Here is a 15,876-nt window from a genome sequence, read left to right as displayed (position 1 = left end):
GCAATGATCCTCCTCTGAAACCGCTGCTTACATCCTCCGCCTCAGCGGAGGGTACAGCGGCGGACCATCTCATTAGTCGGCTTCCGGGAAGTCGGCTTCCGGGAAGTAATCCCTGTGTGACTCCCTGAAACGAGGATTTCGGCAACTTCAGTTGAACCTGCCGAAAACCCGACTTCGAGGGAAGTAACGATGGAGGAGATGAAATGCGTGTTCTATCTGTAGCTCGATAAAAAGAAATCTTCCGGGTGAGTTTGTATGTATCGCGTCCAGACCGGCCGGAGGTCGGCAAAGAATCCGCCAAGAGCATAGACTCGGCCCTCACCCGCTCGCCAAAGATTTCGTTGTTCCTGTGTGATTTCTCGCAGTGCCTCCCGTCTCTCGCTCTGTTCGGCTGAGGGCGCTCCTCGCGGAAAGGCTTCTATTGCAGCCGTGATTAGAGCCATCTGCTCTTGGGCACCAAGGAGCTGCAACCCGCTTCTTACATGTTGCCAAAGCATTCCGCTGGAATTTCCGAAGAATTGTGCCAAGCCGCCGTTGTCTACTTCCTGGGCGTACAGCATCGTGACATAGATCGCCTGCTGCCCTTTGGTGCCTTGATCAAGAAGGGCCAGTTCATCTTTAGTTTCGGCTGTAGGCCAGATAGGATCAACGACCGCCCAGCACACCTCTTCGTCATTAAGTCCGACGACGGAAGAATGAGGAATTCGCAAATCCTTGGTATCCACGTGACTAATCTTACAGCGAGCTGCATGGAAAACGGAGATTTCGGCAAGTTCGAATTCTCACACACGTGAGAGTGAACACTACTGTGCATGATGTCGAGCAACCTGGCGAGGGGGAGACGGCCACCTCAACGTACTTAGCCAAATCTGGTAAAGTCGAGGGCAACTCAGACCAGACTGGAACTCAGCATGGACTTCATGAAGTTGCTCAAATCCCTCGACGACTTCCTGTATGAGGTCGTCGGCTGGATCGTCTTTTACCCAATAACTTTCATTCGGTCGGTTTTGAACCCTGTTGAGCTGCTGCGCTACTCGGACCATGAGCTTCTTGAGCCTGATGACGAACAGTACACGGACACGTTCAATCCGCCTATCTTTCTCCTCACCACGCTATTGATTGCGTCCTTGCTGGGTAAGGTCATTCAGCCACAGATAAAACTATCAGGCCTTCTCTCGAAAGATACCGATGTGCTGCTGTTCCGTGGCGTGGTCTTCAGCATCTTTCCTGTGCTGATGGCTGTTGATCTGCTGAAGCACCAAGGCAAGCGCATTGACCGGGTGGCGTTGCGTCCACTTTTCTATGGTCAATGTTTCATTGCCGCACCTTTTGCACTCGTTGCTTCTATTGCGGGACTGCTTGTTGAGTTCCAGAAAGTACCGTATGTGATTGCGGGACTTCTGATCTTTCTCGTGGCCTTTTGCTGGTACGTAGCAGTCGAGGTAATCTGGTTTTCATCGACCCTCAACGTCACAAAAGTTCGTGCCACATGTCACGTCCTCGTTGTTGTCTTATTGGCCAACCTTCTCGTCATTTTGGCTGCACTCGGAATCGAGTACGCCTCGAAGCACGCCTCCTAGTCGTGGCATTCTGCCGACAGGAGTACCTAGTTGCCGAAAACCCGACCTTCGCGAACGCGGTGTTTTGGTCAGCTGACCAGCCTGTTGTTCATGATCTTCCCCAAAACGGGCTTCGAGCAATTGGCGGCGAACTTTCTCAAAACCCCGGTTCAAAGAAGGGCGGGTTCGCACAGACCTTCAGAGCCAACCAACGGCCTAGTTGACTTGTTTACCTCGGAAGCTTGCATGAGATTGGGAGTCTAAACTACGTAGTCACAGACAAGAACGGTGAAGTCATCCCCTTGTGACATCGACCAATTGCGGTCGTATAAATGATGCGGTCAGCGTTTCTCGTCCAGGATGCTTCTCTCGGAATGAACCGTTTTCCCAGGATGACGAGTACGGCTCAAGGGACAATTTCTTGTTTACGCGTGGTCCCGCACTTCACGTGAATCGATGTCGCTAAGATGGCCTTGATTGTTCGCTGTCGAGGTGGACGACACCGATGGGGGCGGTCATGCTGGTTCCAGCCTCTTCGACGAGGCGCATCATCTCGAGGATGACTTTTTCCTGCTCGACGAGAAAGGAGTTGTAGTCGCCGCCGGGTTTGGCGTAGTAGGCGAAGACCTCGATCTCGGGACCTGCGGGGATGAGGCGGAGGACGCGGATGCGCGCGGTGGAGGCGTCGACATCGGGTCGGTGGGTGAGGATGTCGAGAATGTCGTCGAGAACTCTTTGCACGGTGACGTGCGACGTGTCGAAGCGTAGGGTGAAGGTCTGATGGATCCAGAATTGATCGCGCATGGTGAAGTTTTCGAGCTCCATCTCGGCGACTTTTGAGTTGGGGATGGAAATGACGGAGCGATCGAGGGTGCGGAGGCGGATGGCGCTGATGCCAATCTCTTCGACGGTTCCGGTCTTTCCGGCGACGGTGCAGAAGTCGTTGACGCGGACGGCGCCGCGCATCACGATGGAGATTCCTCCGAAGAGGTCGGCGAGTGTCTTCTGCGCGGCGAGGGCGATGGCGAGGCCGCCGATGCCGAGACCCGTGATGAGGGCTGAGACGTTGACTCCCACGAAGCTGAGCAGGGCGATGGCGAAGATAATAATGATGAGGATCTTGAACAACTTCGTCAGTATGCCGAGGAGGGTGATGCGCTCAATTCGATGCTGCAGCAGAAGGCGGTGGGTGATGAAGGCGGTGAAGATATCGGTGAGGCGAATGAGCATCCATGCAGCGCTGACGACGGCGGTGAAGATGGAGCACAGGATCCAGTAGTGACGGGCCAGGGCGGTGATGGCGTAACCCCCGGCGATGCGTTGGAGCATCGCCAGCACCAGGCCGAAGGTGGGACCGTTGAGCCCGGCGATGGCCATGTCAACATTCCGTGTCATGCGATGGCGAAGGAAGAGGCGCAGGATCCAGCGCACGAGGCTGGAGAGAAGTCAAGCGAGGACTAACGCCAGAACAAAAAAGGCAAGAAATCCCGACCATCGCCAGAGGGGGATGGAGAAGATGCGAACGCGCGAGGTCCATGCAGGGAAGTAGCGGGAGAAGTCCTGGTGCTGGGTGCTGGCGTATGCGGAGGGAACGCGATCGAGGGTTTCTTTAGAGAAGAGCCAGATTGGGGACTCGCCTGTTCTGGTGATGCGATCGAGCAAGATATTGATTTGTCCTGCGGGTGTGGTGATGACGCCGGCTTTTTCGCGCGAGACACGAAGCTCATCCTGAAGGTTGCCCTCGGGCTGGCGGGAAATGGACTCGAGGTCAGTGAAGGCGCCGAGATCGAGAAGCGCTTTGAGCTGCGAGGCGAGCTGCTCGGGAAGCTTGGTGTCGAGATACTTCGCTGCGCGGGCGTAGTCTTGACTTTCTGCGGCGCGAAGGAACCCGAGGACGGTGCCTCGGGGCGTCAATCGTCCGAAGGGATCGGACGGGGGGGCGTGGGCTCGGGAGCGGCGGTTGGGGTGGATGCGGGGGGTGTCGGGGCGGCGTGAGCTGTCTTCGAAGCTGATTTCTGGTGACGCGGGGGTTGCGCGCTGGAGGTTGCGAGCGCTGTAAGAAGAACGAGCGGGAACAGGCGGAGACGGCGCGGAGCTGAACCGGCCTTGATCTGGATGTGGTCGAACATATACACTTCCTCCCACCGTCACGTCCGGCGGCTGCCGGCTATCGGTATGGTTTACACCACGACTTTCATGAGCAGCTTGAGGACATCCTTGAGGGGCATTATGGTCAACAGGAGCGTGGCCATGGGCAGAAGCGTTAGGACGACGAGCTGGAGGAGCGTTCGCGGATCGATGGGGATGGGTTTCATGTGCTCGATGATCTCGTAGCTGTGGCTGAGATCGGCGAGCGATTGAAGATCGGAGGTGCCGAGGAGGTTTTCCTGTTCGGGATTGTCGCCCTGGACCCATTTGTGGTGGAAGGAGCCGGTGTAGGCGGTGGCCAGCACGCCATACTCCCGCAGGCCAATGCGTTTGGTGCCGAGCAGCTTCCTGGTGAAGACGAGGAGCGGGGCCGAAGTGAGCAGCACAACGAAGATGACATAGGCGGCGATGGCCGGGGCGAAGTTCTGCAGCGGAATCTTTCCGTAGATGATCTCGTCGGCGACGACGCCGGTGACGCTGCAGGAGTAGGCGAAGAAGAGGATGCCGAAGAAACGCTGCGCCTCTCCGATGAAGCCGAGGCCGCCTTCCTGATCGGGGTGCGTGGGAAACAATTGCAGATTGAGTTTGCTTACTTCGTTGAGAAAGCGGAACCACAGAAAGATTCTCCAGACCCAGCGCAAGAGGAGGAACTGCAGCAGGGGCACGCAGAAGAGGATGAACCACCAGCCTGCCCAGGTGAGGACGAAGCCGCCGGTCGCGGACGGCGTGGCGTACCAGGTGGAGATGGGAACGGCGAGTTGCCGGAAGCCGGTGAAGGTGAGGATGTAAGCGAGAACCACGATGATGATCTCGGCGAAGACGGAATCGCGGAGGCGCAGGCTTCTTTCGATGGCGGCGTCGAATTTGCCGAAATCGCTATCGGTGACGATGCTGGCCAGCAGGAAGTGCTCTACGGTTTCTGCGATGCGCGGGCCGAGCACCATTTCGGCGAGAAGAAACAACGGAACGGCGATGAGAAAGCGGCTGTAAGTGCTGAAGTCGTAAAGGAAGGGCATTGTCACCGTCTTGCCGAACGCATCGCCGTGGAGAGCGGAGAGGATGAGAAGGACAAACCAGGTGAGGCCGGCGGCCAAGAGGGCACGACGCATGGCGAAAGAAGTGTTGGCCTTGATGAGACCGACGCGCCGTTCGATGCGATAGAAGGGGCCTCCCTCCATGAGAAGGAAGGGGCGGGTCTTTGAGTAATTATGCGGATCGATATGCGGCATGCGCGGTTCCACTGGTTCCCCCTCGGGTTGCTGTGGTGCGGAGCTATTTGCCGATAATCTCTTGAATGGTGCGACTGCCTGAAGAAGCGGTCTGAATCAGGTGCGGACCATCTTAGCCTAGTTAAAGGACCAGCACACGATGGTGGAGCCGCCGAGGTTGTTAGTGGGGGCTCCGACGACGGGCTGATTGTCGTAGAAGCTCATGCGGACAAAGAAGTCGCCGAGGAATCAGAATGTGTTTCACCTGATTCGACCTTTGTTTGACGGCAGAGTCAAAGTCTGTTGGGATACTGGAGACCCTCCTTGGACGGTAGTGCCAGGGACTTTTCATGGCATTCTCGTGTTTGTTGATTTAGCCGTCAGGGTCGTTCGCGATGGCAACGATTCGCGGTGAAGCAGCTGATCGGGATCGGTGTCAAAATAGTACAGCTTTGCCACTTCGATGCGCTTCGCCAGGAAACTGCAGGCAAAGATTGCTGCGAGAGTACCGATCAGCGGGCCAGCCCAATAAATCCACCATCCGTCCCAGGCTCCGGATATGACCGCCGGACCGAGGCTGCGAGCAGGATTCGTGCTGGTACCCGATATCGGTGACTCTACATACACCATCACGGCATAGAGAAAGGGAAACATTGCCGGGGTGAATGGCCGAATGTTTCGAAACGCGAGAAACACGCACAATCCAGAGACCATGGCAAACGTAGTGACCGCTTCGCCCATCAAGACAATCCCAAGGGAATAGCCTTCGCCCGGCAAAGTAGCGCCGAATACCACGCTCCGACCCATCGAACCCCAGGCGAGAAGTGGCAGGGCGCCCACACACGCACCTGCCAACTGCGCCGCGCCATAACCAAGGGCTGTCCGTGTATTGAGCTTGTGCATCAACCAGAACCCCAGCGTAACGACCGGGTTGATATGCGCTCCGCTTTCCCTTCCCACAGGGGACAGCGCAATCAACGCTCCCGTAGTGCCAAACAGGAATCCGGTGATTAGCCGTCTCAACCCTTCGCTCGGCACAATTCCGATGATGGGGCTGGCGGTTCCAAACATCAAAATGACCAGTGACAGGCCAACCAAGACCAACAGAGCCGTACCGACGAATTCGGAAAAGCATAGTTGCCAAGGGAATGGGCTAGCATTCTGATGTTTCATCATGTGTGAGTCCTCCCCTGACAGGACCGAGTTAGTCCAGAGCGCCAACTGATGCGAACGCGAACCGTCGAGCGTGGAATGAACGCCAAGACCTTTCGAGGAGTATCTTCTGAAGCGTCCGTAACTCGATAGGCTCGAATCACAAGCCTCGCATTGCTGAAACTCCCCTCGACTTGCGATTGTTGATGCTCTTGACGGGCTCAATGGCGTGAGCTCGCCGTCCGAAGATCAAACCTCGGCGAACTGGACGACGACTTTAATGTCGTCTGATTGCCGTTTTAACGCCCGCATAAAGTCTTCGGGTCGCTCCGATCGAGTCACGAGACGCGACAGCCACGAGCGGTCCGCACGGGCCAGAAATTCTCCTGCCTTATACCAGTGCCGCTTGTTGGCATTGACGCTGCCAACAACGACGTTGTTCCGCAACACCGCCCCAGCCGCCACGTCTGCTGTATCTGGCCCGATAGCGGCACCGCCGGTGCCAACGCCGGTCAGACACACGATGCCACCAGCCCCAATGGCCCGAATTGAGTCGGCTATGATCTGCCCGACGCCGGTGCATTCGATGATGACGTCCGATTCGAATCCGACGCCTGCAACTGTGCCGACGTGGTAGGTTGCGCCGAGTGCGCGCACGAGTTCAGGCTTGGACCCCGCTTCGATCCGGTCGAGGACGTGGACTTCCATCCCTCTCTGCTTTCCAAGAAGGGCGGCGAGAAGACCGATTGGCCCAGCTCCGGTCACGAGCACTGTCCGCGGCTCCCAGAAGGCGCGCTGGCCGACCGCGATGACCTGCTCCCATGCCTTCGCGACAACCGTTGTGGGCTCGAGCAGCACGCCCAGGAGCCCGAGGGAACGGTCAACCTTCATCACGTATTCGGGTTCGATCCGCCAGCGCTCAGACATGAAGCCGTCGATCTGCTTTATGCCACGCTCGGTGTACTGGCCGTTGCGACACATGTCCCACTCGCCCACCGCGCAGTTCGGGCAAGGAACGGGATCTGGACGGCGTACGATTCCACTCACCAAATCACCCTTCCGGAGCCCGCCGGTTGGGCCGGGTTCTACCACTCGGCCAAGGGATTCGTGGCCTAGCACGAGGCGCGCCTTGCCCTCAGGGGCCCAGCCGTAATTGCCTTCCACGATCTCGACGTCGGTCCCGCAAACTCCAACGGCTACGGCTTCCACCAACACCGAGCCATCGCTCACATCGGGCTCCGGGATGTCCTCCAGTTGTGAGGTCCCCGGTTTCTTCGGCTCTACGGTAATCGCTTTCATTTGGTCTCTCCCATTGCTCCGAAGTAGGCAATCGACCGAACATTCCTAGCCACGATGGACGACGTTCAGTTTCTGGAACACGCCCTGTTGCGGATATGCCATATTTCTTCTGTTTCGCACTCGCGATGTTGATTGATCATGCATTGCAAAATTCATAAAGCTCCCTTAGACCTCTTAAGGCAAAAAAAGACGACCCATTTGTCCGTCAAGGCTGCATTAATGACGAGTACGATGTGCGCACCCGGCTCACCGAAGGCGCCGACTGGAATACATTTTGAGAATGAATGTCGAGCGTCACGGGAGCAACTAGGAGAATTCCTAGGCCGAATCGAATTGCACATGGCCGCTTATTTTTGTGGCCGGAAAGCCATTCTGCAAATACCAAATGGCTGTAAGTTTGCCATTCTGTTTGGGATGTTACTTTTCCACTGGAATTTCCGAGCTGTAACACCAATCGCAAAGCTTGCTGCGATGATTTGGGCAAATGCCGGCTAACGGCGGGTATGACAGGCCCCCGTTCAAATGCGAGCACAAGAAAATGTGGTAACTGACATTTCAATCCGCACCTAGGCAAATTCCCAGTTGTTCTTATATTCCCGGTGGTGCAAAGTGTAGCTCCAGTCCGTTTGTGAGCAGCGAGGATTGAGACACGCCTTTCCGCGTTCTTGCACTTGAGCACGACTGCGCTGATTCCGGGTATTTTCTCTGCGGCGCAAAAGGCAATGGGGGCCAAGAGGAGTTGGACGCTTGTCGGGGCAACCGGGAGGGAGAAATTACTATGAGCACAGCCACAACAGGGGCAGTACTTTCGGCGCAAGAACACGCTATCGCAACAGGAAAAAATGTAATTCACGGAACTGTAACGGACCGGGTTGAGAGGCTGTATGAGTCGATTCGCGCTTATGGCCCGCCGCGGGTCACGCTGGATCGCGCAGTTCTCTTCACCGAGTCATTCAAGGAGACCGAGAATCAAACGCTTATCGTGCGATGGGCTAAAGCGCTGAAACACTTTGTCGAGAAGGTGCCCATAACGATCTTCCCGGACGAGCTCATTGTCGGGCGGCCCAACACCTGGTTCGGAAAGTGGGGCATCGTCTATCCCGAGCTCGACGGCAGCGTCATGCCCGCCGGGGTGGAAATGTTCAAGAAGAACAAAGGCAAGCCCGGCGATGTCGCCGTCACAGAGGAGGATGACAAGATCATCAGCGAGGTCCTCACGCCTTACTGGGCGGGCAGGGACTTCTCTTCCAATTTCATCAAGTCCTTGCCTGAGGAAACGCGGTTCGTGTTGTACGGCCCGGACCCAAACAACCTTCTCATGCAGACGATCGTCATCTTCGCGTCCTGTTCCATGCGCCACTCGATGAACTGGACGCCCGATTTCTCGAAGATTCTGACGCGCGGCGTCAAAGGGATCCGCGAGGAGGCCCAGGCGAAGCTGGCCGCGCTCTCCGAGCCGCGGGACATCGTCTACAAGAAGCCGTTCCTCGAGGCCGTTGTCATGACCTGCGACGGCATGACCACCTGGTCCAGGCGTTACGCGCAACTCGCGAGAGAACTGGCGGCGAAGGAACAGAACGCTCCACGGAAGCAGGAGTTGCTGGAGATCGCCGACATCTGCGAGTGGGTTCCGGAGAACCCGGCACGCACGTTCCGGGAAGCGCTCCAGTCGGAGTGGTGGGGCCAGATGTTCAACCGCATCGAGCAGACCTCGTGCGCCATGGGACAGGGCCGTATGGACCAATACCTGTGGCCGTTCTACGAGAAGGACCTGGCCGAGGGGCGGATCACGAAGGAGTCCGCGATGGAGTTGCTGCACTGTCTCTGGCTGAACATGGCGCAGTGCGTGGAGATCAAGATGAACCCCGTGACGGCGGCCGGCGCGGAAGGGTTTGCCAAGTTCGAGGACGTCTGTCTCGGGGGCCAAACGCCGGACGGCAAGGACGCGACCAACGACCTGACACACCTCATCCTCGAATCGACCCGTGCGCTGTCGCTCACGTGTCCCGAACCGTGCATCCGGATCCACGCCAATACTCCCGACAGCCTTTTGCATCACGTCGCGGAAGTCATCAAGGACGGCAAGGGATTCCCGAAGCTGTTGAACGACGAGATGATCATTCCCTTCTATCTCGCCAACGGCGCATCGCTCAAGGAGGCTCTGGACTGGAGCGTTTCAGGTTGTTGTGAAACCCGCCTGCCCAACCGGGAGACGAACGTCACCGGCAACGGCGGCCTCAACTACGGTTCGGTCGTCGAAATGACATTCCGCAACGGCAAACTCAAGGTTTTCAACGACGCTCAGTTCGGAGTGCAGACGGGCGATCCGCGGACCTGGACGAGCTATGACCAGGTCTGGAAGGCGTTCTGCGCGCAGTTTCGCCATCTGGCCTGGCATGCGTTGATTCAGCAGCATGTCGCCATGCAGATCACGGCGCAGTACTTCGCCTCGCCCGCGACGTCCATGCTGAGCGATATCGCAATGGAGCATTGCCGCGACCTGCACACGCACGGCGACTATATGCCCGGCGCGATTGACATCTCCATTTGTTGCGCCTTTGGCAAAGCCACCGCGATTGACAGCCTGGCCGCCGTTAAGCACCTCATCTTCGACACCAAGAGGCTCACCTGGGACCAGCTTCTGACGGGGATCGAGGCCAACTGGGAAGGCCACGAAGCCGTCCGGCAGCTCTGCCTGAACGCGCCCAAGTATGGCAACGGCATCGATTGGGTCGATGCCATCGGGCTCGATATGGAAACTTTCCTGCTGGAGTTCCTGCACCAGCACCCCAAGCCCCACGACCAGCCCTTCCAGATGCGCCAGATCCCCATCACCTTCCATGTCCCGATGGGCAAGGTGACCTGGGCAACACCCAATGGAAGACCGGCCCATGAGTATCTGTCCGAGGGCATCTCGGCCTCCCATGGCATGGACGTCAAGGGTCCCACGGTGGCGCTCAGCTCTATGGCCAGGGGCCGGAACCTGAGCTACCGCGAGAAGGAAGGCGACCTGATCAACCTGAAGTTCAGCCCCGCCAACGTGGCCGGAGAAGAAGGGACGCGCCGACTGATGCAGCTCGTCCGGGCCTGGTGCAGTCTGAAGCACTGGCATGTCCAGTTCAACATCCTGAACCGCGAGACGCTGCTTGCGGCCCAGAAGGACCCGGAAAAATACCGAAGCCTGATCGTGCGCATTGCTGGCTACTCCGCGTATTTCGTGGACCTTTCTCCCCCGCAGCAGATGGAGATCATTTCGCGTACGGAAGAGAAAATGTAGTACACGGCCTGAATCCTTTAGACAACAAAATCGACGGAGGGAAAGCATGGAGCTCAAAGGGAAGACCGCAATCGTGACAGGTTCGGGAAGAGGTATCGGCGAAGGGATCGCCATGGTTCTCGCCCGTGAGGGCGCAAACGTCGTGGTGAATTCCAGAAAAGCTGAGGAATGCGTGGACGTTGTAAGAAAGATCGTGTCCTCGGGGGGAAAGGCCATTGCCATCGGGGCTGACGTCAGCAAGAAGGCCGAAGTGGCCGCATTGGCTGCCGGAACCATCAAGCAGTTCGGTGCCATCGACATCCTGGTCAATAATGCCGGCATTGAAAGCCATCCGGTCCTGACAATGGAGCTTGCAGAGGACGCTTGGGACCGTGTGTTGAACGTCAACTTGAAGGGTACTTTTCTCTGCTGTCAGGCGGTAATCCCGCAGATGATGAAGCAGAACAAGGGCCGTATCATCAACATTGGCTCGACGGCATCCATAAGAATTGCCTTTTTCGGAGGCGTTGAATACACCGCATCCAAACACGGCCAAGCAGGCCTCTGCCAGCATTTGGCATGGGAGCTTGCGGATTCGAATATCACGGTCAATACGGTTTGTCCCGGCGCAGTTCAAACGCCGCTGATGGAACAGGGGACCACGCCCGAGTACAGGGAAATGACCGTCAAGAGATTAATTCCCCTGGGGCGTTTCAGCACCATCGAAGATATTGGAGAGACAGTGAGCTTTCTGGCGAGCGATCGAGCGGCCATGATCACCGGCCAGATGATCCCCGTTGACGGCGGGGCCCTCACCGGTTTCGGAGAGGATCTGCGGGCCGTGGTGCGGCAAAGAATGACAGATCTAAAATCCGCCGCCGGGCACTAACAGGAGCTTAGGACTTCCTGATCGGCCGAATCGCTATCGGAACCGAATTGAATGGGGAAGGGCGATATCGATAACAAGGCGATGCCCACACTGATACCGGTCCCGACACCGTTTGTGAAGTAAGAAAAAGAGAATCATGACAACGCAAACGAAACGCATTGCCATAAATACCGGTGGTGGCTACGTTCCCGGAATTAATTCGGTGATCACCGGCGCGGTGCTGGCAGCCGGCGAACTTGGATGGGAAGTCATTGGCATCCGCGATGGCTACGAGGGGTCACTCTTTCCCGAACGCTATCCCCAAGGCGGTTTGTTGAAGCTGACGCCGCAGTTGATGGAGAGTCTCGCGGGCGCAACGGGCTGCGTTCTGGGTACGGCTTCAAGCACTGATCCGTTTCACGTCCGCACCGTCAACCCGGACAACTGCGTCGAGGAAGTGGATCGCTCGGTGGAATTATTGGCGTCCGTTCAACAGGAACGGATTGATGCCGTCATCTCCATCGTGGACGCTTCGGGGTTGAGCATCCTACTGAAACTCCATCGCAAGGGACTCAGGACGGTCTGTGTGCCCAAGTCCGCCGAGAACCAGGTCGCGGCCACCGATTTATCATTTGGATTTAATAGCGCTTTGAGCTTTGCGATTGAGATGCTCGAACACAGTCGCCAGGCCGCGCAATCCGCACGCAAGATCGGCATTGTCGAAGTGCCGGGAGAACACACGGGCTGGCTGGCCCTTCAGTCCGGGATGGCCGCGTGCGCCGACGTCGTCCTCATTCCAGAAATTCCCTATGACTTGCATAAAGTAGCGGCAACGCTTCGAGCAAAACTGAAGTCGGACCGGACGTATGGCTTAGTCGTCGTGGCCGAAGGGGCTGTGCCAATTAACGGCTCACAGCCGCAATCGAGCACGCCTGCGACAGACTCGCTCAAATCATCGCTTTCGCCTGGCGCGACGGGCGTGGCAAGTTCCCACGTTATTGACCATTCAGGTTATGCGGCGGAAACAGTGGCCCTGGAACTTCAGCGGCTTATCAATCACGAAACATATCCACTGGTGCTGGGACAATTGGCCAAGGGTGGTCCGGCTACAGCCGTGGACCGCCAGCTCGGTCTCGGCTACGGCGCGGCAGCAGTACGTGCTATCCACGAAAATCAGACGGGTGTAATGGTGTCGTTCCAGCCGCCAGTCTTGAAATTTGTGCCGCTCGCCGAGGCCATCAACAAAGTTCGTACCGTGCCGCCGGACAGCGTGTTCATGCAGATCGCGCGGTCGCTAGGCGTCGCTCTTGGAGACTAACGCTATGGATGTTCTGATTGCCAACCAAACGTCTCTGAAGGGCAACGTGCTGAACATCCAGCACTTCTGCACGCATGACGGTCCGGGGATTCGAACGACCGTCTTTCTCAAGGCCTGCTCCCTGCGTTGCAAGTGGTGCAGCAATCCCGAGAGCATTTATCGGAGGCCGGAACTCGCCTACAACCGGGCGAAGTGCATCGGCAAAAAGGAGTGCGGACTTTGTCTTAAACCTCCCTGTCCGGAAGGTGCGTTCTATGTTATCGACGGCACCGACGACCGTGTCCATGTGAACTGGGATCTGGCCGCTGACTGTGGCGCCGAAACCGCGGCGGTATGTCCCACGCAAGCGCTGCACATGTTTGGCGACGAAATGACCGTGGATCAGGTGCTCGCGGAGGTGGAGCAGGACGGCAGCTTTTACCACGAGTCCGGCGGCGGCATCACGCTCAGTGGCGGCGAATGCACGGTGCAGGCCGATTTCTGCGCGGCGCTGCTCGCCGAGGCGCACCGGCGTGGAATCAACACCGCGATCGAAACCGCCGGCAATGTCCCGTGGGCGAACTACGAGAAGGTGCTCCCGCACGTCGATGTGATGCTGCACGACCACAAGCTCACCGATCCCGAGCGCCACAAGAAATGGTGCGGCGCGGATAACTCCCGCATCCGCGACAATTTCAAACGGGCCTACGAAATGTTTCCGAACACGAAGTTCATCGCACGCACGCCGCTCATTCCCGGTGTGAACGACGACGAGGAGCACATTCGCGCGGTACTCGCCTTCATCCGCCCGCACCCCAACGTCATCGACTACGAACTGCTGCCCTATCACCGGTACGGCGAGGCAAAGTATGAATTCCTCGGCCGCGTCTTTGAAATGGAGGACTTCAAATCGCTCACACCGGAGTCGCTCGCGCATTTGCAAGCCATCATCGATGAAGCCTTTGGCCGTAACCGAGCGCCGATAAAAGGCTAACAACCAGAATCTAGTCGAAGGGATAATCATGACAACCAAGGAAGCCAGTGCACCGAGGGAACAAGTCAGCTCGCAGTCGGAAACCGGTCCGTGGGATGCCGCGGTAGACCAATTGCGCGAATGGGATCCTCGATGGGCCGAGGCCTGTGTGAAGATGAGCACAAGTCCATGGAATTCCGTTGTACTGCCGCGCAAGCTAGTCGAGTTGATTGGAGTGGCCTTGAACGCCGCCTGCACAAACCTGATTCCTGACGCAACGCGCCGCCATATTCGCGCCGCGCTTTCGGCCGGCGCGACGAAAGATGAAATCCTGTTGGTGCTTAAGTGCGCCTCCGTCCTGGGGTTTCATTCGTGCAGCTTGGGCGCACCGATGCTCGTGGAAGAAGCCAAAAGTGCAGGTGTTACCGCGGCCCCGCGATCTGGCAGCCCAGCGACCCCTGCCGTGGACAAGATGCGGGCCCTTGGCCAATGGAACGTCGCGTGGGATCCCTCTTTCGACATCGACCCGGTTTGGACCGATCAGTTCATGGCGGTCGGTGTTGAGATTTATTCTTGCGGCGTTCTCCCGCCGAAGGACATCGAACTTTTGAGTATCGCGTTCGACGCATCGTACACGCACATGTACGCTCCCGGCACGCGCCGTCATATTCAGAACGCGTTGAAGGCAGGTGCAACCGTGGAAGAGATCTTCGAGGTATTAAAGCTCTGCGTGTCCCACGGCGTTCAGGCGTGCAATCTTGGCGTGCCGATTCTAGCCCAAGAACTCGCCAACCGAGCATGAGAGACGGAGATGGAGATGGAGAAGGCATCGTGAAAGTTAGGCTAAATTTCCCATGCCGTGTGCAAAAAGGCTAAGAGACATATTCCGTCACGTGCAATCCGTCGGGGAGGTCGAATCGGAGAGGCAGTAGCCAAGAACTTGTTGAAGGGTCTGGGAAAGGCAAGCCCTTCCACGGCTACTAGCCGTGATGTAGATCGTGAGTTCCAACAAATGGGATTTCAGCAATCTATGGTGAGCGGAAAATGTGAACAATGCCAATCGGATCAGATAACAAATCTAAAGCTCCGAAACTTTGTCCACGTTAGGACGAAGTGCGCCGCTGGGTGCCTCAGTAGAACAAGGTGGTGTCAATTTCAGCGTCTATTCTCGGGATGCGTCGCAAATCGATCGACTCCTTTTCGAGAGCGAAGACAGTCTTGCCCTGAGCGCGGAGATCCTGAAAAGAGAATTGGTGTTTTACATTGCTTTCAACAGCTACTGGGAATTCGCGGCGCTGTAATCCAATTCTATAGATGAGTTATGAGACTCCGGATGTCAGCCTGGGATTACTTTTTCGCGGCTCGAGGATTAGGGACCACAATTCTTTATGTCCAATCACTCGACCGACTTCTCTGAATGCAATGAAAGGTAAGAGCACCACAAAGCACACCGTTCCTACCGACAGAATCCCCTTTATCCTCCCATCCCCCATCGTCGGAAGGCTATTCGCGACCGTATTCCCGTGCCATAGACCCACCAGTATGCTCTCTACGACGTGAAAGCAGATGATTACTAAGGTAAAGATGAAGGACTTGTGCAGAATAGGATAGATGAGGGGCTTATGACTTAATTTCGTCCCAAGACCAAAATGCTCGCCAATGAGCAGGACCTTGGCAAAAATAAACGCATTGATAATCGCAAAAGTCTGTTCCGGGTAATCCAATTTGTACTCAGACAGAATGATGCTTTTGTGAATAGATAACAAGCCAAAAACGACCCAAAGGTAGACGAAGATTACAAGAAACTGTTTGAATTCAGCATAAGCTATCGTCTTCACGCGCCGCAGCCGAGACATCGGAACGTTATCTACGGTCATCTCAGGACTCCTTTATCTCTGCGCATTACGAGTGGGTGCATCTGGTGTATGCATCGTCCTTCAAATCCCAAAACATCCGCCGATACAGGTCCATGCGCAAGAAAAATCGCCGGAGAAACGCGGCGCGATTCCGGGTTGCGTCGGAAACCAGCGCGTGAACATGACTACAAGGTTGGTTCGAAAGTACGTTGGTGACAACTGGGAGAATTCCTAGGTGTTCTTCTCATCCGGCACGAGTA

At 56.7% G+C, this 15,876-nt stretch carries 14 protein-coding genes; 6 read left to right on the top strand and 8 right to left on the bottom strand.

What is annotated here, in order from left to right; all coding sequences use genetic code 11:
- Positions 1-212: 212 nt before the first annotated feature.
- Positions 213-710, bottom strand: a complete 498-nt coding sequence (locus AC5S26_RS28915) for a DMP19 family protein (protein ID WP_494188415.1) — start codon at positions 708-710, stop codon at positions 213-215.
- A gap of 201 nt (positions 711-911) precedes the next feature.
- Here AC5S26_RS28915 and AC5S26_RS28910 point away from each other — a divergent pair, with 201 nt between their 5' ends.
- The gene (locus AC5S26_RS28910) at positions 912-1,580 is read left to right on the top strand and encodes a hypothetical protein (RefSeq protein WP_494188414.1); all 669 of its coding nucleotides are present in this window, start codon (positions 912-914) and stop codon (positions 1,578-1,580) included.
- 441 nt (positions 1,581-2,021) lie between these two features.
- On the opposite strand, the gene AC5S26_RS28905 is transcribed toward AC5S26_RS28910, so the two are convergent.
- From AC5S26_RS28905 to AC5S26_RS28880, 6 genes are all read right to left on the bottom strand, one after another.
- Entirely contained in the window at positions 2,022-2,936 is a 915-nt protein-coding gene (locus tag AC5S26_RS28905) for a mechanosensitive ion channel family protein (protein ID WP_494188413.1), read from the bottom strand.
- Positions 2,937-3,005: 69 nt separating this feature from the next.
- Positions 3,006-3,473, bottom strand: a complete 468-nt coding sequence (locus AC5S26_RS28900) for a hypothetical protein (RefSeq protein ID WP_494188412.1) — start codon at positions 3,471-3,473, stop codon at positions 3,006-3,008.
- The gene (locus AC5S26_RS28895) at positions 3,470-3,688 is read right to left on the bottom strand and encodes a hypothetical protein (RefSeq protein WP_494188411.1); all 219 of its coding nucleotides are present in this window, start codon (positions 3,686-3,688) and stop codon (positions 3,470-3,472) included. Before AC5S26_RS28895 ends, AC5S26_RS28900 begins: the two co-directional genes overlap by 4 nt.
- Positions 3,689-3,739: 51 nt before the next feature.
- Positions 3,740-4,936 carry a hypothetical protein gene (locus tag AC5S26_RS28890; protein ID WP_494188410.1) on the bottom strand — a complete coding sequence of 399 codons (1,197 nt, stop codon included), beginning with the start codon at positions 4,934-4,936 and terminating at the stop codon, positions 3,740-3,742.
- Between the two features lie 327 nt (positions 4,937-5,263).
- Positions 5,264-6,091, bottom strand: a complete 828-nt coding sequence (locus tag AC5S26_RS28885) for an MIP/aquaporin family protein (protein ID WP_494188409.1) — start codon at positions 6,089-6,091, stop codon at positions 5,264-5,266.
- A 225-nt stretch (positions 6,092-6,316) separates the two neighbouring features.
- Positions 6,317-7,366 (bottom strand): glucose 1-dehydrogenase, encoded by a 1,050-nt coding sequence (locus AC5S26_RS28880; RefSeq protein ID WP_494188408.1) that lies wholly within the window; start codon positions 7,364-7,366, stop codon positions 6,317-6,319.
- A gap of 778 nt (positions 7,367-8,144) precedes the next feature.
- Here AC5S26_RS28880 and AC5S26_RS28875 point away from each other — a divergent pair.
- The 5 genes from AC5S26_RS28875 (at position 8,145) to AC5S26_RS28855 (ending at position 14,562) form a co-directional block, all read left to right on the top strand.
- Positions 8,145-10,643: a glycyl radical protein gene (locus AC5S26_RS28875; protein WP_494188407.1), complete on the top strand. Its 2,499-nt coding sequence runs from the start codon at positions 8,145-8,147 to the stop codon at positions 10,641-10,643.
- Between the two features lie 46 nt (positions 10,644-10,689).
- On the top strand, positions 10,690-11,511 hold the full coding sequence (locus tag AC5S26_RS28870) for an SDR family NAD(P)-dependent oxidoreductase (RefSeq protein ID WP_494188406.1): 822 nt from the start codon (positions 10,690-10,692) through the stop codon (positions 11,509-11,511).
- Between the two features lie 136 nt (positions 11,512-11,647).
- Entirely contained in the window at positions 11,648-12,808 is a 1,161-nt protein-coding gene (locus tag AC5S26_RS28865; RefSeq protein WP_494188405.1) for a 6-phosphofructokinase, read from the top strand.
- Positions 12,809-12,812: 4 nt separating this feature from the next.
- Complete coding sequence (locus AC5S26_RS28860) at positions 12,813-13,781, top strand: glycyl-radical enzyme activating protein (RefSeq protein ID WP_494188404.1); 969 nt, start codon at positions 12,813-12,815, stop codon at positions 13,779-13,781.
- A gap of 28 nt (positions 13,782-13,809) precedes the next feature.
- Positions 13,810-14,562: a carboxymuconolactone decarboxylase family protein gene (locus AC5S26_RS28855; protein ID WP_494188403.1), complete on the top strand. Its 753-nt coding sequence runs from the start codon at positions 13,810-13,812 to the stop codon at positions 14,560-14,562.
- 517 nt (positions 14,563-15,079) lie between these two features.
- On the opposite strand, the gene AC5S26_RS28850 is transcribed toward AC5S26_RS28855, so the two are convergent.
- Positions 15,080-15,637, bottom strand: coding sequence for a hypothetical protein (locus tag AC5S26_RS28850; RefSeq protein WP_494188402.1), 558 nt, complete (start codon positions 15,635-15,637; stop codon positions 15,080-15,082).
- Positions 15,638-15,876: the final 239 nt, after the last annotated feature.

The organism is Edaphobacter sp. FHG110511_03 (assembly GCF_059115365.1).
This window is presented reverse-complemented; position numbering and strand designations above follow the sequence as displayed.

Coding starts and splice junctions, on each gene's coding strand:
- AC5S26_RS28880 (WP_494188408.1), bottom strand. CDS start 7,366: ATGAAAGCGATTACCGTAGAGCCGAAGAAACCGGGGACCTCACAACTG.
- AC5S26_RS28875 (WP_494188407.1), top strand. CDS start 8,145: ATGAGCACAGCCACAACAGGGGCAGTACTTTCGGCGCAAGAACACGCT.
- AC5S26_RS28895 (WP_494188411.1), bottom strand. CDS start 3,688: ATGTTCGACCACATCCAGATCAAGGCCGGTTCAGCTCCGCGCCGTCTC.
- AC5S26_RS28865 (WP_494188405.1), top strand. CDS start 11,648: ATGACAACGCAAACGAAACGCATTGCCATAAATACCGGTGGTGGCTAC.
- AC5S26_RS28870 (WP_494188406.1), top strand. CDS start 10,690: ATGGAGCTCAAAGGGAAGACCGCAATCGTGACAGGTTCGGGAAGAGGT.
- AC5S26_RS28910 (WP_494188414.1), top strand. CDS start 912: ATGGACTTCATGAAGTTGCTCAAATCCCTCGACGACTTCCTGTATGAG.
- AC5S26_RS28850 (WP_494188402.1), bottom strand. CDS start 15,637: ATGACCGTAGATAACGTTCCGATGTCTCGGCTGCGGCGCGTGAAGACG.
- AC5S26_RS28890 (WP_494188410.1), bottom strand. CDS start 4,936: ATGCCGCATATCGATCCGCATAATTACTCAAAGACCCGCCCCTTCCTT.
- AC5S26_RS28905 (WP_494188413.1), bottom strand. CDS start 2,936: ATGGCCATCGCCGGGCTCAACGGTCCCACCTTCGGCCTGGTGCTGGCG.
- AC5S26_RS28860 (WP_494188404.1), top strand. CDS start 12,813: ATGGATGTTCTGATTGCCAACCAAACGTCTCTGAAGGGCAACGTGCTG.
- AC5S26_RS28855 (WP_494188403.1), top strand. CDS start 13,810: ATGACAACCAAGGAAGCCAGTGCACCGAGGGAACAAGTCAGCTCGCAG.
- AC5S26_RS28885 (WP_494188409.1), bottom strand. CDS start 6,091: ATGATGAAACATCAGAATGCTAGCCCATTCCCTTGGCAACTATGCTTT.